Source organism: Paraburkholderia tagetis (genome assembly GCF_022213065.1).
In the GTDB taxonomy this organism is placed as follows: Bacteria; Pseudomonadota; Gammaproteobacteria; order Burkholderiales; family Burkholderiaceae; genus Paraburkholderia; species Paraburkholderia tagetis.
Map to the genome: position 1 here is coordinate 177,859 of NZ_JAKLJA010000003.1, position 16,949 is coordinate 194,807.

Consider the following 16,949-nt stretch of genomic DNA (forward strand, 5'->3'; position numbering starts at 1 on the left):
TTCGTTTTGCTCGCTCCAGCGTCGTGCGCAACACCGTTTTCCGGCATCGCCCGGCACTGATTTCGCGCCGACCTCAACTATTTTCCCCCCAAGCCACTTCGCATGAACGCATCACAGACGCGCTTTCTCGGTATCGACCTGGGCACCGGTTCGCTCAAAGTCGTCATCGTCGATGAGACGCTCGCCGAGCGGGCCGCCGCGAGCGTTGCGTATAACCTTGAGACGCCGCAGCCGGGCTGGGCCGAGATCGACGTCGAACGCTGGTGGGACGCGCTCGTGCTGGCCTGCGAGCGCCTGCCCGCGAGCGAGCGCGCATTGGTGCGCGCGATTGGCTTCTCAGGCCAGATGCATGGCGTCGTGCCAACCGACGCGGCGGGCCAGGCGCTGCGTCCCGCCATGCTATGGCCCGACACGCGGGCGCGTGCGTTGCTCGATGCCTGGCCCGGTGCCGGGCTCGGCCTCCGGTCCGACGCCGGGCTCGGCGCCTGGTCAGATAACGAAGCGCATCCGCAGCCGAATCCCGTTGCGCCCGGCATGGCGGGACCACTGCTGTACTGGCTGATGCGGCACGAGCGTGCCACGGCCGATGCCACGCGCTGGGCGCTGCAGCCGAAGGACTGGCTGCGGGTGCGTCTCGCGGGCGGTGCGCATGCGCGGAGCGAAGCCTTCGTGGCCGATCCGTCCGATGCTTGCGCGACCGCGCTCGCCGCGCCCGATGGCGCGTGGGACGTCGCGCTGATCGAGCGGTTCGGCTTGCCGGTGCGCTGGTTTGCGCCGCTCGCGCCATCGTCGGCGGCGAGCGGCACACTTTGCCCGGAGGCCGCGCGCGCGCTCGGCCTGCCCGCCGGCATCGTGCTCGCGACGGGCGCCGGCGACACGCCGTGCGCGGTGCTCGGCAGCGGTCTGCGCGACGATGGCGACGCCTTGCTGACCACGGGCACGGGCGGGCAGATCGTCGTCACGTCGAGCGCGGAGCCGCCTGCGCGGCGCGGCCTGCATCGCTACCGCTCGGCGAGCGGCGGCTGGTACGCGATGGCCGCGATGCAGAACGTGGGCGTGGCGCTCGAAGCGGCGCGTGGCTGGCTGTCCTGCGACTGGAACGAGGCCTACGAAGAGGCCTTCGCCGCGCCGCCTTCGCAGACGCTCACGTTCTTGCCGTACCTGAGCGGCGAGCGCTCGCCGTGGCTCGACCCCGCGGCGCGCGGCGGCTGGCTCGGCGCGGGTCTCGGCGACACGCGCGGCGTGCTGATGCGCGCCGCGTTCGAGGGCGTGGCGTTCGCGTTGCGTGCGGGGCTCGACGCCTTGCGCGGTGCGCCGGGTGCACATGTGGCTGATGCGGCTGATGGGGCTGATGCGGCAGGCACAGTCGATATCGATGGAGGCGGCACGCCGCATGCGCGCATCGCGGTGCTCAAGCTCGCGGGCGGCGGCTCCGTCGACGCGCGCTGGCGGCAATTGCTCGCCGACGTGCTGGGCGCGCAGCTCGACGCCATCGACTGCCCGAATGCGGCAGCGCGCGGTGCGGCGCTGCTGGGCGGCGTTGCCTGCGGGCATTGGCGCATGGACGAACTCGCGGCGTTCGCGCCCGCCGCGACATGCGTGGCGCAGCCGCGCGCCGACGCCGCGCTGGCGCAACGCTACGCGCGCTTCATCGATCTGTATGGCCGCGTGCGGACGTGGTTCGCATAGGCGTCGTAGCGAGCCGCACGACGTCACGGTTCGATGTTTCAACGCGTCTGAATGGTTTCCCTGCCGCGCATTGAAATGAACCTCCAGGTTGCGCTCGCATGGAAGGTAAGATCGACATCGACGATCCGCTCGCGCAGATGTTGCGCCTCGATCGGATCGAGGCGCTCGATGCGATCAATGCGGGCTTTGACCTGACGAAGAAGGGCGAATCGATTTGCCCGCTTGTCCTTTACCCATAGCGAGGGCTAGAGATGCTGGACCAGATTGAAGAGCACGCGTGTCATGGCGGCGTGCAGCGTATCTACAAACACGACTCGAAAACGATTGGTTTGCCGATGCGCTTTTCGGTGTATCTGCCGCCGCAGGCGCGCGAGCGCAAGGTGCCGGGCCTGTTCTATCTGGCGGGTCTGACCTGCACGGAGGAGACCTTCCCGATCAAGGCAGGCGCGCAGCGCTTCGCCGCGCAGCACGGCATCGCGCTGATTGCGCCCGATACGAGCCCGCGCGGCGCGAACGTGCCCGGCGAAGCCGAAGCCTGGGACTTCGGCGTGGGCGCGGGCTTCTATATCGATGCCACGCGCGAGCCGTGGTCGAAGCATTGGCGCATGTACTCGTATGTCCGCGACGAGCTGCGCGAGGCCGTGACGGCGAACCTGCCCGTGGACGGTGCGCGGCTCGGCGTCTTCGGCCATTCGATGGGCGGGCACGGCGCCTTGATGCTCGCGCTGCGCAACCCCGATATCTACCGCTCGGTGTCGGCGTTCGCGCCGATCGCGGCGCCCACGCGCTGCCCGTGGGGCGAGAAGGCGTTCAGTGGCTATCTGGGCGACGACCGCGAGGCGTGGAAGCAGTACGACGCGAGCGAGCTGGTGGGCAAGGCTGCACACAAGTTCGAAGCCGGCATCCTCGTCGATCAGGGCCTGGCCGATGCGTTCCTGCCGAACCAGTTGAATCCGGACGTGTTCGAAGCCGCGTGCAAGGCGGCGGGGCAGCCGCTCACGCTGCGCCGTCACGAGGGCTACGATCACGGCTACTTCTTCATCCAGAGCTTTATCGAAGACCATCTCGCGCATCATGCGCGGGTGCTTTTGAAGTAACGCGCGCGGCGTTCGTCGACGACTCTGTTACCCGGAAAGCGAAACGGCGTTGCCCCGCGAGGAGCAACGCCGTTTTCGCATGCGCGCGCCGAATATGTTCAGCGGTGCCTGGCGGCGCTCAGCGCCGGCCGATCAGGCTCGCGCCATAGACGAGCGCGGCGAGCGCGGTGATCCAGAAGCTCGTCGGCCAGTCGGTGTAGTAGGCGAGCGTCACGCCGATCCACGCTTGCGCGAGCGCGAACAGCGCGGCGAGCGCAAGGCCGGCGGACAAGCGCGTGGTGAGATTCTGTGCGGCGGCGGCGGGCCCCACCATCAGCGTGAAGACGAGCAGCACGCCCACGATCTGCGTGCACGCGGCCACGGCGAGCGCGGCGATGGCAAGGAACAGCACCGAGACGAGTCGCAGCGAGACACCTTTGGCCTCGGCCAGTTCCGGCTGCAACGAGGCGAACAGCAACGGCCGCATGATGGCCGCGAGCGCGACCAGACTCGCCACGGCCAGCGTCGCAAGCACGCCGAGCGTGTCGCGGCCCACGCCGAGCACGTTGCCGAACAGCAGCGCCGTGACCTGGGTCGCGAACGACGTGAAGAAGTGCAGGAACAGCAGGCCGAAGCCGAGCGCGAGCGAGAGGATCACGCCGATCGCTACGTCGCGGCCCGCGAGCTTCTCGCCGAGCGCGCCCATCGACACGCCCGCGGCGAGCGTGAAGCCCACCATGCCCCAGATCGGCGAGATACCGAGCAGCACGGCGCCCGTGGCGCCCGTGAAGCCGACGTGCGAGAGCGCATGGCCGGCGAAGGTCTGCCCGCGCATCACCAGGAAGTAGCCGACGATGCCCGCGAGCACCGCGACGATGCCTGACGCCGCGAAGGCGTTCACCATGAAGTCGTATTCAAGCATCGTGTGTATGGCCGTGGGCGTTGTTGTCGTTGTTGTCCTGAGCGTGACTGTCGTGACTGCCGTGACTGTGGCCGTGCGCGTGGCTGTGGCCATGGTCGTGCGCGTGGTCGTGCTCATGCTCGTGGTCGTGCTTCTCGACCTCGACGTCGCCCGACATCACGAAGATGCGGCCTTTCATGCGCATCACTTCGATGGGCGAGCCGTAGAGCCGCGAGAGCACGGGCGCGGTGATCACTTCGTCCACGCTGCCGAGCGCCGCCACGCCGTTGCCGAGATAGAGCACGCGATCGAGCGAGTTCAGGAGCGGATTGAGTTCGTGGGCCGAGAACAGCACGGCGATGCCGAGCTCGCGCTGCACGCGGCGCACGAGTTCGACCACGCCGCGCTGGTGATTCGGGTCGAGGCTGATAAGCGGCTCGTCGAGCAGCAGCAGCTTCGGGTCGCCGAGCAGGCATTGCGCGAGCAGCAGACGCTGGCGCTCGCCGCCGGAAATCTCGGAGAGCGGGCGGTCGGCGAGCTTCGAGGCGCCCACGAGATCGAGCACGCGCGAGACGTCGGCGCGGGTGGCGGCGTCGGAGTGCGGCAGGCCCCAACGGTGGCCGTCGGCGGCCATCGCCACGAAGTCGCGCCCGCGCACGCGGCGGCTGGCGAGCGCCGTGCGCGTCTGCGGCATGTAGCCGATCTTCGCGTTGCCGCGCGCCACGGGTTCGCCTAGCACGCGAATCGCGCCGTGCGAAGCGGGCACGAGGCCGAGAATCGCACGCATCAGCGTGGTCTTGCCAGCGCCGTTCGGTCCCAGCACGCCGATGAATTCACCCTGGTTCACCGCGAAGTTGGCGTCGCGCAGAATCGTGCGCTCGCCGAGCGTGAGCGTCACGCCCGCGAGCGTGAGCACCGGCTGCGCCGGGCGGTGTCCGTGCTGCTCGTGGTGTGCATGATGCCCGGCGGCGTGTGCTGCCGGCGCTGCCTGTGCAGCGTGGGCGGCCTGTGCTTGGGGGGAGGGCGCGGCCTCGGTCATCGCTTCTGTTCCCTGCTGTGGACTGCGTTGTTGGGACCCGCTGTGGCTTGCTGCGGCCTGCTGGGGGATTGCCGGGGCGCTGCACTGTCATTCTGCGGCGTTGCCGTGCCCCCCTGTGCGGCGACGGTTTTATTTTTGTGCGAGGGCCTTCGCCAACGCATCGAGCTGACCGAGCATCCATTGCTGGAAGCTCACGCCGGCGGGCTGCGTCTCGGTCACGCTCAGCGCCGGCACCTTCGATTGCTGCGCGATGCCCAGCATGCGCCGCGTGAGCGCTTCCGTCGCCTGGCTGTTGTAGATCAGCACGCGCACCCGGCGCTCGCGCAGGTCGCGCTCGAAGCCGGCAATATCCGATGCGCTGGCCTCGGTGTCGTTCATCGCCGCCATCTGGAAGCGCAGGTTGCGCATGTCGAGCCCAATCGCATCCGACATGTAGCCGAACACCGGCTCGGTCGCCGTCACGGGCTGGCCCTTGTACTGCGCGCGCAGCGCCGCGACTTTGTCGTCGAGCGGCTTGAGCGAGCCGAGAAAAGTCGCCAGGTTGGCATCGTACACGCTCTTGTGCGCCGGATCGGCCGTGCCGAGGGCGGCGCTCACGGCGCGCGCGACGGCGGGCATGGTCCGCGGGTCGTACCAGAGATGCGGATTGTCGCCGGGCTTCTTGCCGACCAGATTCGCCGCCACGACGATCGCGCGCTGGCGGCTCCCGCTGCCCCCGCTGCCATCACCACTGCTATTGCCGGTCGCGGCGAGCAGTTTGGTCATCCACGGGTCGTAGTCGGCGCCGTTGTAGACCACGAGGCGGGCATGCTGCAGCGCGCGCGCCGTCTTCGGGCTCGCTTCGAAGAGATGCGGGTCCTGGTCGGGGTTGCTCAGGATGCTCGTCACGTTCACGTAGGCGCCGCCGATCTGCTTGACCACGTCGCCATAGAAGTTTTCCGCCGCGACGACGGGCAGGGCGGCGTTCGGCGCGTCCGCCGCATGGGCGGCTTCGCTCGGGCCGAGTAGTGCACCGATAAGCGTACCGACAAGCGCACCGAAAATTGCGCCGCGCGAGAGCCATGTCGCCACGGCTGGCATGGCGGCGCGCTTGAGTGCAGCGGCGGCTTGAGCAAGCCGGCCGGGCAGACGCTCAGTCATGCGGGCTGCACGGGTAATGGCGGGCATGGTTCTATCCTTGAACGAGGCGGGCGTGGGAGCGTAGCTTGAATCGCATGCGAGCGGAGTCGCGAGGCGCCTGGAGGTGCAAAATTCCGTCAAGGCGCGATGATATAACGTATCACCTCGGTTGGCGAGCCAGCTCATCCACCTATATCGTCGGGCGGGTCGTCCATGTGCGCCGCACCATCGAAATCTCGTCCAATCGCGTTTGTTCGCCTTGACATGCAAGCGTCCGTGACCGATCATTCGATCACCAACAGAGCAAATGCTCATTCATCGAGCGATAGTTCATGTGGCTGCCAGTGACAGAGCATCGGCGGCTCGAAGAACGCAAATGGAGACAACCCTGTGGCACATTCCGCGCACCCGGCGGCAGGACGTTTGCAGGACAAAGTGGCCGTGCTCACCGGCGCGGCGAGCGGTATCGGCGAGGCGGTCGCAAGGCGCTATCTGGACGAAGGCGCGCGTTGCGTGCTGGTCGACGTGAAGCCGGCCGACGCCATCGCCCCGGCGCTGGCCGCTGAGTTTCCCGAACATGTGCTCGCTCTCACCGCGGATGTCACGCGCCGCGAAGACATCGAGCGCATCGTCGCGAGTACGGTCGAGCGCTTCGGCCGCATCGACATTCTTTTCAATAATGCGGCGCTCTTCGACATGCGCCCGCTGCTCGACGAATCCTGGGACATCTACGATCGACTCTTCGCCGTGAACGTGAAGGGTCTGTTCTTTCTGATGCAGGCGGTCGCGCGCCGCATGGTCGAGCAGGGGCAGGGCGGCAAGATCATCAACATGTCGTCGCAGGCGGGCCGGCGCGGCGAGGCGCTCGTTTCGCACTACTGTGCAAGCAAGGCGGCGGTGCTGAGCTACACGCAGTCGGCGGCACTCGCGCTCGCGCCACACAAGATCAACGTGAACGGCATTGCGCCGGGCGTGGTCGACACGCCGATGTGGGACCAGGTGGACGCGCTCTTCGCGCGCTACGAGCACCGGCCCCTGGGCGAGAAGAAGCGGCTCGTGGGGGAGGAAGTGCCGCTCGGCCGCATGGGCTTGCCCGAGGATCTCACCGGCGCGGCGCTTTTTCTCGCCTCCGCCGACGCCGATTACATCACCGCGCAGACCCTCAACGTCGACGGCGGAAACTGGATGAGCTGAAAGCCTTCCGGCGCGTTCTGGCGCGTTCCGGCGACTTTAACCCAGCAGCAGGACATAACGCAGCAAACAAGGAAAGGAGACAACGCCATGAAACCAGCCATGCGGAGCGTCGCCTGGCGCCTGGGCCGCGCGACGAGCGCGCTCGCCCTCGTTGCCGCGGCGGGTGCGGTGCACGCGCAGACCGTCACGATCGCGATGTTGAACAACCCGGACATGCTCGAGCTGAAGAAGATTTCGCCGGCTTTCGAAAAGGCCAATCCGGGCATCAAGCTGAACTGGGTGATTCTCGAGGAGAACGTGCTGCGCCAGCGCGCCACGACGGATATCACGACCAACAGCGGCCAGTTCGACGTGATGATGATCGGCACCTATGAGGCGCCGCAATGGGGCAAGCGCGGCTGGCTCGCGCCGATGACGAACCTGCCCGCCGACTACGACCTGAACGATGTGGTGAAAACGGCGCGCGATGGTCTTTCATACAACGGCACGCTGTACGCGCTGCCGTTCTACGTCGAAAGCTCGATGACGTACTACCGCAAGGATCTGTTCGCGGCGAAGGGCCTGACGATGCCCGAGCAGCCGACTTACGACCAGATCAAGACGTTCGCCGACAAGCTCAACGACCCGTCCAAGGGCACCTACGGCATTTGCCTGCGCGGCAAGGCCGGCTGGGGCGAGAACATGGCCTATGTGACGACGGTCGTGAACACCTTTGGCGGCCGCTGGTTCGACGAGAAGTGGCACGCCCAGCTGACTTCGCCCGAGTGGAAGAAGGCGGTCACGTTCTATGTCGATCTGCTGAAGAAGGACGGCCCTCCGGGAGCGAGCTCCAACGGCTTCAACGAGAACCTTACGCTGATGTCGTCGGGCAAGTGCGCGATGTGGATCGATGCTACGGTCGCGGCGGGCATTCTCTACAACAAGCAGCAGTCGCAGGTGGCCGACAAGATCGGCTTCGCGGCGGCGCCGACCGAGGCCACCCCGAACGGCTCGCACTGGCTGTGGTCGTGGGCGCTCGCGATTCCGAAGTCGTCGAAGTCGCAGGATGCCGCGAAGAAGTTCATCGAGTGGTCGACCTCGAAGCAATACATCGAGCTGGTCGCGAAGGACGAGGGCTGGGCCTCGGTGCCGTCGGGCACGCGCGTCTCGACCTACCAGAACCCCGAGTACAAGAAGGCCGCGCCGTTTTCGGACTTCGTGCTGAAGGCGATCCAGAGCGCCGACCCGACGCACCCGACTGCCAAGCCGGTGCCGTACACGGGTGTCCAGTTCGTCGGTATTCCTGAGTTCCAGTCGTTCGGCACGGTCGTGGGCCAGAGCATCGCCGGTGCCGTGGCGGGCCAGATGAGCGTCGATCAGGCGCTCGCCGCCGGCAACGCCACCGCCGAGCGCGCCGTGAAGCAGGCCGGTTACCAGAAATAGGCGTAGAAGTAAGCGCCGAAGTAAGCGCAGCAAGTCACTGCACTCCAGCGCACCGGCAGTAGCAGTGCAGTAGAAGCGAAGGGCGCGCCGGGCCGCACGGCACGGCGCCCCTCTCGCGAAGCAGATGCGGCGCCGTGCCCTGAGCTGCCGCGTAACAGAGAAGGGTGGTCCTCATGCGTCATCTCCATCTTCCCATGCCCCTGTTCAATAATCGAGCGCGAGCGCCTAAGCCGCAGCGCGTGGAGACGCGCCGTTCGGCGTCGCGCTGGCTGGTCTCGCCGTCTGTCGCGGTTTTGCTGCTGTGGATGACGATTCCACTCGCGATGACGATCTGGTATTCGTTCACGCGCTACAACCTGCTCAATCCCGATCTCAAGGGCTTCGCGGGCTTCGACAACTACACGTTCCTCGTCACCGACCCGTCGTTCTGGCCGTCGATCTTCCACACGGTGGAGCTAATCGTGGCGGTGCTCGTGATCACCGTGGTCGGCGGCGTGCTGATGGCGGTGCTGTTCGACCGCAAGTTCGTCGGGCAGGGCGTGGCGCGCCTCTTCGCCATCGCGCCGTTCTTCGTGATGCCCACGGTTTCCGCGCTGATCTGGAAGAACATGATCCTGCATCCGGTGTACGGCCTCGTGGCCATCGCGATGCGCGCGATGGGCATGACGCCCATCGACTGGTTCGCCAACTATCCGCTCACCGCGGTCATCATGATCGTGGCGTGGCAGTGGCTGCCGTTCGCTTTCCTGATTCTCTTCACGGCGATCCAGTCGCTCGACCAGGAGCAGAAGGAAGCGGCGAAGATCGACGGCGCTGGCGCGATCGCCATGTTCTTCTACATCACGCTGCCGCACCTGCGCCGCGCGATTGCCGTGGTGGTGATGATGGAGAGCATTTTCCTGCTGTCGATTTTCGCGGAGATCTATACGACCACGAGCGGCGGTCCCGGCAACGCGACCACCAACCTCACTTACCTGATCTACTCGATGGGCCTGCAGCAGTTCGACGTGGGCATCGCGTCGGCGGGCGGCATTCTGGCCGTCGTGCTCGCGAACATCGTGTCGTTCTTCCTCGTGCGCATGCTCGCGCGCAACCTCAAAGGGGAGTATGAAAAATGAGCCAGGTTACCGCTTCGCCCGTTCGCGCACCCGAGTCTCCGCACGCCGTCAACCGCTCCTCGCCGCTCCAGTTCATCGGGCGCGTCGTGCCGGGGCTGCTTGCATGGATCATCGCGCTCGCGCTGTTCTTCCCGATCTTCTGGATGACGATCACGGCATTCAAGACCGAGCAGCAGGCGTATGTCCCGTCGCTGTTCTTCATCCCGACGCTCGACAGCTTCCGCGAGGTCTTCGCGCGCAGCAACTACTTCGCGTTCGCCTGGAATTCGGTGCTGATCTCGGCGGGCGTGACCGTCGTCTGCCTGATTCTCGCCGTGCCCGCGGCCTACGCGATGGCGTTCTTCCCGAACCGGCGCACGCAGGGGATTCTCCTGTGGATGCTCTCCACGAAGATGATGCCTTCGGTGGGCGTGCTCGTGCCGATCTACCTCTTGTGGAAGAACTCCGGGCTGCTCGACACCGTGAGCGGGCTCGTGATCGTCTACACGCTCATCAATCTGCCGATTGCGGTGTGGATGGCCTACACGTACTTCAACGAGATTCCCAAGGACATTCTCGAAGCCGGGCGCATGGACGGCGCGGCCACGTGGCAGGAGATCGTTTATCTGCTCATGCCGATGTCGGTGCCGGGGCTGGCATCCACCGCGCTTCTACTGATCATTCTTTCGTGGAACGAAGCATTCTGGAGCATCAATCTGTCGAGCTCCAACGCGGCGCCGCTCACCGTGTTCATCGCTTCGTATTCGAGTCCCGAGGGGCTGTTCTGGGCGAAGCTCTCGGCGGCCTCGCTGCTGGCGGTGGCGCCCGTGCTGATCGTCGGCTGGCTCTCGCAGAAGCAGCTCGTGCGCGGTCTCACGTTTGGCGCGGTCAAGTAACGCCGCAAACAAGAAGCACAAGGACCCACTCATGACCATTCAGGCCTTGATCTGCGACTGCGACGGCGTGCTGATCGACAGCGAAGCCGTGGCCGCGCGTGTGCTGGTGCGCGAGCTCGAAACGCGCTGGCCGGGCGCTGCAATCGCGCCAGTGTTGATGCCGCTGCTCGGCCAGCGCATCGAGCGCGTGCTGGGCGGCGCGAGCGAGGCGCTCGGCCGGCGGCTGACGTCCGCGGATGTCGACGCGATTCGCGCCGTGGCCGAAACCGAAGCGGCACAAGCGCCGCTCTTTCCCGGCGTGAGCGCGGCACTGGAGGCCGTCGCGCTCACGAAGGCCTGCGCGAGCAACAGTTACGCGGCAGTGGTGCGCCGCGTGCTGGAGCGCAATGGCCTCGCGCGCTTCTTTGGCGAGCGGATCTACTGTGCCGATATGGTGGCGAGACCCAAGCCCGCGCCGGATGTCTATCTCGCGGCGGCGCAGGGGCTGGGCATCGCGCCCGAGAGCTGCCTCGTGGTGGAAGACAGCGTGGCGGGCGTGAGCGCGGCGCGCGCGGCGGGCATGACCGTGCTCGGCTTCGTGGGCGGCGCGCACGTGGGCGGCGATGCGCACGCGCTCGAGTTGCGCGACATGGGTGCGCAGGCGATTTTCGACGACATGCGCGCGCTGCCCGCGCTGGTGGCGGAGTGGATACAGAAGGCGGAGGCACGCGCGCACTGAGCGTGGCTTTCCGGCAAGACGAATCGCGATCGAATGGTCGACTGGTGATCGAATCGTAATGAAGCGCGGCGTGCGGGCAAGCGTCCCTGAGCGCCGCAACGAATGGAGACATACATCATGGCAAGCGTGATCCTCACAGACGTACATAAGCGCTACGACGAAACCGAAGTGCTGCGCGATGTGAACCTCGATATCGCGGACGGCGAGTTCGTCGTGTTCGTGGGCCCGAGCGGCTGCGGCAAGACCACGCTCATGCGAATGATCGCGGGTCTCGAAGACATCAGCGGCGGCGACCTGTTGATCGACGGCGCGCGCATGAACGATGTGCCGCCGGCCAAGCGCGGCATTGCGATGGTGTTCCAGTCGTACGCGCTCTATCCGCACATGACGCTCTACGACAACATGGCGTTCGGCCTGAAGCTCGCGGGCGCGAAGAAGCCTGAGATCGACGCGGCGGTGAAGAACGCCGCGAAGATTCTGCACATCGACCATCTGCTCGAGCGCAAGCCCAAGCAGCTTTCCGGCGGCCAGCGCCAGCGCGTGGCGATCGGGCGCGCGATCACGCGCAAGCCCAAGGTATTTCTGTTCGACGAGCCGCTCTCGAATCTCGACGCGGCGCTGCGCGTGAAAATGCGCCTCGAGTTCGCGCGTCTGCACGACGAGCTGAAGACGACGATGATCTACGTGACGCACGACCAGGTCGAGGCGATGACGCTCGCGGACAAGATTGTCGTGCTCTCGGCGGGCAATGTGGAGCAAGTAGGGAGTCCGAACCGTCTCTATCACGCGCCCGCGAACCGCTTTGTGGCGGGCTTCATCGGCTCGCCGAAGATGAATTTTCTCGATGGCGTCGTGCAGCAGGTCGCGAGCGACGGGGTCATTGTGCGCTACGAAACGGGCGAGACGCAGAAGGTGGCGGTGGAGCCTCATACCGCATCGGGCGCGCGCGAGGGCGACAAGGTGACGGTGGGCATCCGCCCCGAGCATATGCACGTGGACTCGGGCGAGTACGGCGTGAGCGTGAGGGCCAACACGGTGGAGTCGCTTGGCGATGCGGCCTATCTCTACGCGGAGTCGCCCGTTGCGCCGGATGGCTTGATTGCGCGCATTCCGCCGCTGGAGCAGCACGAACGCGGCTCGACGATGAAGTTGGGCGCTGCGCCGGACCATTGCCATTTGTTCGATGCCGATGGCATTGCGTTCGAGCGCCGCTTCGCGCAGCAGATGGCGGCTTGAAGCGGCTTGAAGCGGCTTGAGGCGTCTTGAGAGACCGGCGCCGCTTCGGTTCAGAGGCGGCGCCATCACAGTTGTCGCAGAGGGGGCCTGAATCAAGGCCTTATATGCCCGCTTTCGAGCGGGCTTTTTTTGCGCCTGGGTTAGCCGCCAGTACGCGGGTACAAGTAGGCGGATACACCGGGTACGACAACTTCAGCCCTCATCCCCCAGCGCCGCCCGTGCGCATTCCTCATCGGTCACGAGCCCCGAAAGCCAGCCGCCCTTGAGCGCTGCGATCACTGCCTCGCGCTTGCGCGCGCCGCCCGCGAAGCCGATGGTGGGGCGCTTGGGCGGCGCATCCAGATGCAGGCTCGTCACGCGTCTTCCGGTAGGGGAATCCACGCGCTTGCCGCGTGTATCAATCGGCAGTCCTAGCATTTCTGCAATCGCGCCAAGACGCATCAACTCGTGTACTTCGTCGGTTGTGAGGAAGCCGTCCTCATGCAGCGGGCAATGCTCGCCGATATTGCCGATACCCACGAACGCCACATCGGCTTCGCCCGACAGCGACTCGACGATGCGGTAGAGCCGGTGATTGCACCACTGCGCGCGCTCGGCCTCGTTGTCGGCGATGAGCGGCGCGGGCAGCAGGAAATGCTTGCCGCCGGTTTTCTCGGAGATGTGCAGCGCCACGTCGTAGCGGTTCGACGAGCCATCCTGCGCGATCGCGCCCACCATCGAGACGAGGCGGTGCTGCGGCCGCTCGAGCTGGGCGATCTGGTCGACGGCCGCCTTGAGCGTGCGTCCGCTGCTGACCGCCACGACCATCGGCCGCTCTTCGGTCAGATAGCGCTCCATCACCTGGGCGCCGGCCACCGCGAGCTTGCGGTCGATGGCCTCCTGCGTGTCGCCGTCCACGGGCACCACTTCGCACATCGCGAGGCCGTAGCGCTTCGAGAGCCGGTCCGCGAGTGCGAGGCAGTCGGCCAGTTGATGATCGACGCGCACGCGAATCAGGTTCTTTTCGACCGCGAACGCAACGAGGCGCTGCGCAACCGGGCGCGAAACCTGGAGCTTTTCGGCGATCTCGTTCTGGGTGTTGCCGGCCACGTAGTAGAGCCAGGCGGCGCGAGTGGCGAGATCGAGTTTTTCGGTGGACTTGGGCACGGTGGTGGTTGGTGCGGGCTGCGGTGCGAATGCGTGAGCGGATGGCTTGCGTGCTTGTTTGCGAGCTTATGTTTGGGGCGAGTGTACTGGAAACACCCGCCGTGCCTAGGCGAGCTTCTCGCGCGCGGGATCGAACAGGGGCCGCACGTGCCGGTAGAGCGAGCGGTAGGCTTCGAGCCGCTCGCGCAGCGCGGCGTGGCGCGCCGCGTCGGGCGTGTATTCGGCGGCGACGGGCGCCTTCGCCAGCACTTCGTCGAACGCGCCGCCCGCCGCGAGCCAGCCGAGGCGCGCCGCGCCGAGCGCCGCGCCCGTCTCGCCGCCGCCGTGCTGGCGCGTGGGCGTGTCGAATGCATCGGCCGCTAGCTGCGCCCAATACGCGCTGCGCGCGCCGCCGCCGAGCATCGAGAGCGGACCCACTTCGGTGCCCGCCGCGCGCAGCGCGTCGAGACCGTCGGTGAGCGCGAGCGTCACGCCTTCGAGCACGGCATAGCCGAGCAGCGCGCGATCGGTCGCGTGCGTCATGCCGAAGAACACGCCTTGCGCGTAGGGGTCGTTGTGCGGCGTGCGCTCGCCCGAGAGGTAGGGCAAAAAGAGCGGCGCTTGCGCGAGCGTCTGTGGCGCGAGGCGCTCGACTTCGGCGAGCAGCGTGGGCTCGTCGGTGCCGGTGAGCTTGCAGACCCAGCGCAGGCAACTGGCCGCCGAGAGCACGACGCTCATCTGGTGCCATCGGTCGGGAATCGCGTGGCAAAACGCATGCACGGCCGAGGCCGGATTCGGGCGGAAGCGGTCGCCGATCACGCACAGCACGCCCGAGGTGCCGAGCGAGACGAAGCCGTCGCCGGGCTGCACGGCGCCGATGCCGATCGCGCTCGTAGCGTTGTCGCCGCCGCCCGCCGCGACCACCACGCCCTCGCGCAGGCCGAATTCGCGGGCGATCTGCGGCAGCAGCGTGCCCGAAGGCGCGCTGCCTTCGGCGAGCGCGGGCATCTGCGCGCGCGTCATGTTGCAGGCGTCGAGCAGCGCATCGGACCAGTCGCGCCTCGCGACGTCGAGCCACAGCGTGCCCGCCGCATCGGAGGGATCGGAGACCTTGCCGCCCGTGAGCTTCAGGCGCAGCCAGTCCTTCGGCAGCAGCACGCAGGCGGTCTTGCGAAAGTGCTCGGGCTCGTGGCGCGCGATCCACAGCAGCTTGGGCGCGGTGAAGCCCGGCATCGCCAGGTTGCCGGCCACACGATGCAGTTGCGGCGCGCGTGCGGTGAGCTCGGCGCATTCGTCGACGGCGCGCATGTCGTTCCAGAGGATCGCGGGGCGCAGCACGGTATCGTGCTCGTCGAGCAGCACCGCGCCGTGCATCTGCCCCGAGAGGCCGATGCCGCGCACCTGGGCGAATTCGTGCGGATGTTTCTCGCGCAGCGCGGCGAGCGCGCGGCGCGTGCCGTCCCACCAGTCGGCGGGATCCTGCTCGGCCCAGCGCGGCTGCGGGCGCGAAACGGTGAACGGCGAGCCCGCGGTGCCGATTGCGCGGCCGTCGGGTGCGAGCAGCAGAACTTTTACTTCGGAGGTGCCGAGGTCGATGCCGAGATACATGAGCGCGCGCGAAAGTCGTGAGGTTGAGGCGCTACTTTAGCCGCGTGCGCCGGGCCGCGCCATGCGCGCCGACCCAGGGGCACGGTGCATATGGCGCGGCGTGAGAGCGGTCAAGGGCGAACCCGCCCGGTGCGCGCTCAGACGCTGCATCCGCGCTTCGCGAGCCAGGCATCCACGCGCGCGAGCGCGTCGCGCAGGGCGCTTTCGAGCGGCGCGCTGCCCGCGAGGCTGCCCCAGAGCAGCTTGTCGGCGCAGAACACGGCGAGCGCGTCGTTCGCCTCGTTTGCCTCGTTTGCCTCGTTTGCCTCGAACATCTTCGTCACGGCCTTGGCGTCCATCACGCCGTCCTGGTATTGGTACGGCAGCGTGCCCTTGCTCCAGCGCTGCAGGAAGCGCAGGAACAGCGCGGGCAGGATGGCCGTGGCCGCAGGCGCTGCGCCGGCCGCGATGCGCTGCGCGATGGTCGGCGCGATGAAGCCGGGAATCTTCGAGAAGCCGTCGGCGGCCACGCGCTGATTCGTGTCCTGGATGTACGGATTGCTGAAGCGTTCGAGCACCACGTCGCGGTATTTCGCGAGATCGAGCGGGCTGGGCGTGAGGCAGGGAATCACGTCTTCGCTCACGTACTCGCGCGCGAAGCTGCGAATGTCTGCGTCGTTCGTGCCTTCGTGGATGTAATCGAGCCCGACCAGCGTGCCCGCCCATGCGATGCAGCTATGCGTCGCGTTGAGGATGCGGATCTTGGCCTCTTCATAAGGCATCACCGACTCGACCATTTCCGCGCCCGCGCGCTCCCATGCGGGACGTCCCGCGCAGAAGTGATCTTCGATCACCCATTGGATGAAGGCCTCGCCCATCACGGGGCAGGCGTCGTCGACGCCGGTTGCGGCTTTCACGCGCTCGCGCACGTCGGGCGTGGGGCGCGGCGTGATGCGGTCGACCATCGAGTCGGGGCAGGCGGTGTGGGCGTCGAACCAGTCGCGCAGCGCCGTCGCGCCGCGCAGCGAGAGGAATTCGCGCATGCCCTTGTGAAAGCGCTTGCCGTTGCTGCGCAGGTTATCGCAGGTCTGGAGCGTGACCGCGCACTTGCCGGGATCGCCGCCGCGCGTCATGCGCGCTTCGAGAATCGCGGCGAGCGCGCCGTAGATCGTGGCGCGGGCGCCGTTGAGGTCGGCGGCGAGGTCGGGGTTCGCGGTGTCGAGACGGTCGTGCTCGTCGAGGTAATAGCCGCCCTCGGTCACCGTGAATGCGATGATCTTGCAGGCTGGATCGGCGCCGGCCTCGATCAGCGCCGCGAGATCGGCGGACCACGGGAGCACCCGCGTGATCGAGCGGATCGTCTCGTAGGCGCGCTCGCCCTGCGGCGTGACTGTTTCGAGCGTGTAGGCGCCGTGCTGCGCGGCGAGCGCGTCCATGACGGCGTTCATGTCGGAACGGATATTGCCGACGCTGAGCGACCATGCGGGCTCGTCGGGCTTGCGCGCGAGATTCACGCGATGCAGATACCACGCCTGATGCGCCCGGTGAAACGACCCGGCGCCGATGTGCAGGATCACGTTCGCGTTGCTGCGTTCGCTGTCCATATGTGTCTCCTGAGATTAGCGTCATGCGCGCTTTGTGCGCGTCTATGCTCGGCGCGTGTGTGAACAATTGACCAATCGATGAACGAATGATCGTATCCGGTCGCGCGAAAGTCAAGACGGCTTAGGTGGGTTTTTGGTGACGCGCCGCAGGCGCCTTACGATGCACAGCCGCGTGTCAGGTCACGCTGGCCGGGCGTGCGGCGGCAATGTTGTGGCGCACAAACGGGCGGCAAGGGGATGCAAACG

At 66.9% G+C, this 16,949-nt stretch carries 15 protein-coding genes; 9 read left to right on the forward strand and 6 right to left on the reverse strand.

Translation table 11 applies throughout. From position 1 onward, the window contains the following. The first annotated feature begins 102 nt into the window (after positions 1–102). The 3 genes from L5014_RS05920 (at position 103) to fghA (ending at position 2,786) form a co-directional block, all read left to right on the forward strand. Positions 103–1,689 carry a xylulokinase gene (locus tag L5014_RS05920; RefSeq protein ID WP_238462649.1) on the forward strand — a complete coding sequence of 529 codons (1,587 nt, stop codon included), beginning with the start codon at positions 103–105 and terminating at the stop codon, positions 1,687–1,689. Positions 1,690–1,787: 98 nt separating this feature from the next. Continuing rightward, positions 1,788–1,928: a hypothetical protein gene (locus L5014_RS05925; protein WP_420800023.1), complete on the forward strand. Its 141-nt coding sequence runs from the start codon at positions 1,788–1,790 to the stop codon at positions 1,926–1,928. Positions 1,929–1,940: 12 nt separating this feature from the next. After that, a complete protein-coding gene (fghA, locus tag L5014_RS05930) occupies positions 1,941–2,786 on the forward strand; it encodes an S-formylglutathione hydrolase (protein WP_238462650.1) in 846 nt (281 codons plus the stop codon). Between the two features lie 118 nt (positions 2,787–2,904). On the opposite strand, the gene L5014_RS05935 is transcribed toward fghA, so the two are convergent. From L5014_RS05935 to L5014_RS05945, 3 genes are all read right to left on the reverse strand, one after another. After that, entirely contained in the window at positions 2,905–3,687 is a 783-nt protein-coding gene (locus L5014_RS05935; RefSeq protein ID WP_238462651.1) for a metal ABC transporter permease, read from the reverse strand. Beyond that, positions 3,680–4,705: an ABC transporter ATP-binding protein gene (locus L5014_RS05940; RefSeq protein ID WP_238462652.1), complete on the reverse strand. Its 1,026-nt coding sequence runs from the start codon at positions 4,703–4,705 to the stop codon at positions 3,680–3,682. Before L5014_RS05940 ends, L5014_RS05935 begins: the two co-directional genes overlap by 8 nt. Positions 4,706–4,834: 129 nt before the next feature. Further along, positions 4,835–5,872: a metal ABC transporter solute-binding protein gene (locus L5014_RS05945; protein WP_238462653.1), complete on the reverse strand. Its 1,038-nt coding sequence runs from the start codon at positions 5,870–5,872 to the stop codon at positions 4,835–4,837. A gap of 342 nt (positions 5,873–6,214) precedes the next feature. Here L5014_RS05945 and L5014_RS05950 point away from each other — a divergent pair, with 342 nt between their 5' ends. From L5014_RS05950 to L5014_RS05975, 6 genes are all read left to right on the forward strand, one after another. Further along, positions 6,215–7,018 (forward strand): L-iditol 2-dehydrogenase, encoded by an 804-nt coding sequence (locus L5014_RS05950; protein WP_238462654.1) that lies wholly within the window; start codon positions 6,215–6,217, stop codon positions 7,016–7,018. Between the two features lie 87 nt (positions 7,019–7,105). Further along, positions 7,106–8,440 carry an ABC transporter substrate-binding protein gene (locus tag L5014_RS05955; protein ID WP_238462655.1) on the forward strand — a complete coding sequence of 445 codons (1,335 nt, stop codon included), beginning with the start codon at positions 7,106–7,108 and terminating at the stop codon, positions 8,438–8,440. A gap of 173 nt (positions 8,441–8,613) precedes the next feature. Then, positions 8,614–9,558, forward strand: coding sequence for a carbohydrate ABC transporter permease (locus L5014_RS05960; protein WP_238462656.1), 945 nt, complete (start codon positions 8,614–8,616; stop codon positions 9,556–9,558). Next, entirely contained in the window at positions 9,555–10,433 is an 879-nt protein-coding gene (locus L5014_RS05965; protein WP_238462657.1) for a carbohydrate ABC transporter permease, read from the forward strand. The genes L5014_RS05960 and L5014_RS05965 overlap by 4 nt, the downstream gene beginning before the upstream one ends. 31 nt (positions 10,434–10,464) lie before the next feature. Then, the gene (locus tag L5014_RS05970) at positions 10,465–11,151 is read left to right on the forward strand and encodes an HAD family hydrolase (protein WP_238462658.1); all 687 of its coding nucleotides are present in this window, start codon (positions 10,465–10,467) and stop codon (positions 11,149–11,151) included. 117 nt (positions 11,152–11,268) lie between these two features. Further along, entirely contained in the window at positions 11,269–12,387 is a 1,119-nt protein-coding gene (locus tag L5014_RS05975; protein ID WP_238462659.1) for an ABC transporter ATP-binding protein, read from the forward strand. Positions 12,388–12,579: 192 nt separating this feature from the next. Here the strand turns inward: L5014_RS05975 and L5014_RS05980 are convergent, their stop codons facing one another. From L5014_RS05980 to dalD, 3 genes are all read right to left on the reverse strand, one after another. Further along, on the reverse strand, positions 12,580–13,533 hold the full coding sequence (locus tag L5014_RS05980) for a sugar-binding transcriptional regulator (RefSeq protein ID WP_238462660.1): 954 nt from the start codon (positions 13,531–13,533) through the stop codon (positions 12,580–12,582). Positions 13,534–13,638: 105 nt separating this feature from the next. After that, entirely contained in the window at positions 13,639–15,120 is a 1,482-nt protein-coding gene (gene xylB, locus L5014_RS05985) for a xylulokinase (protein ID WP_238462661.1), read from the reverse strand. Positions 15,121–15,257: 137 nt separating this feature from the next. Continuing rightward, entirely contained in the window at positions 15,258–16,703 is a 1,446-nt protein-coding gene (gene dalD, locus L5014_RS05990) for a D-arabinitol 4-dehydrogenase (protein WP_238462662.1), read from the reverse strand. Positions 16,704–16,949: the final 246 nt, after the last annotated feature.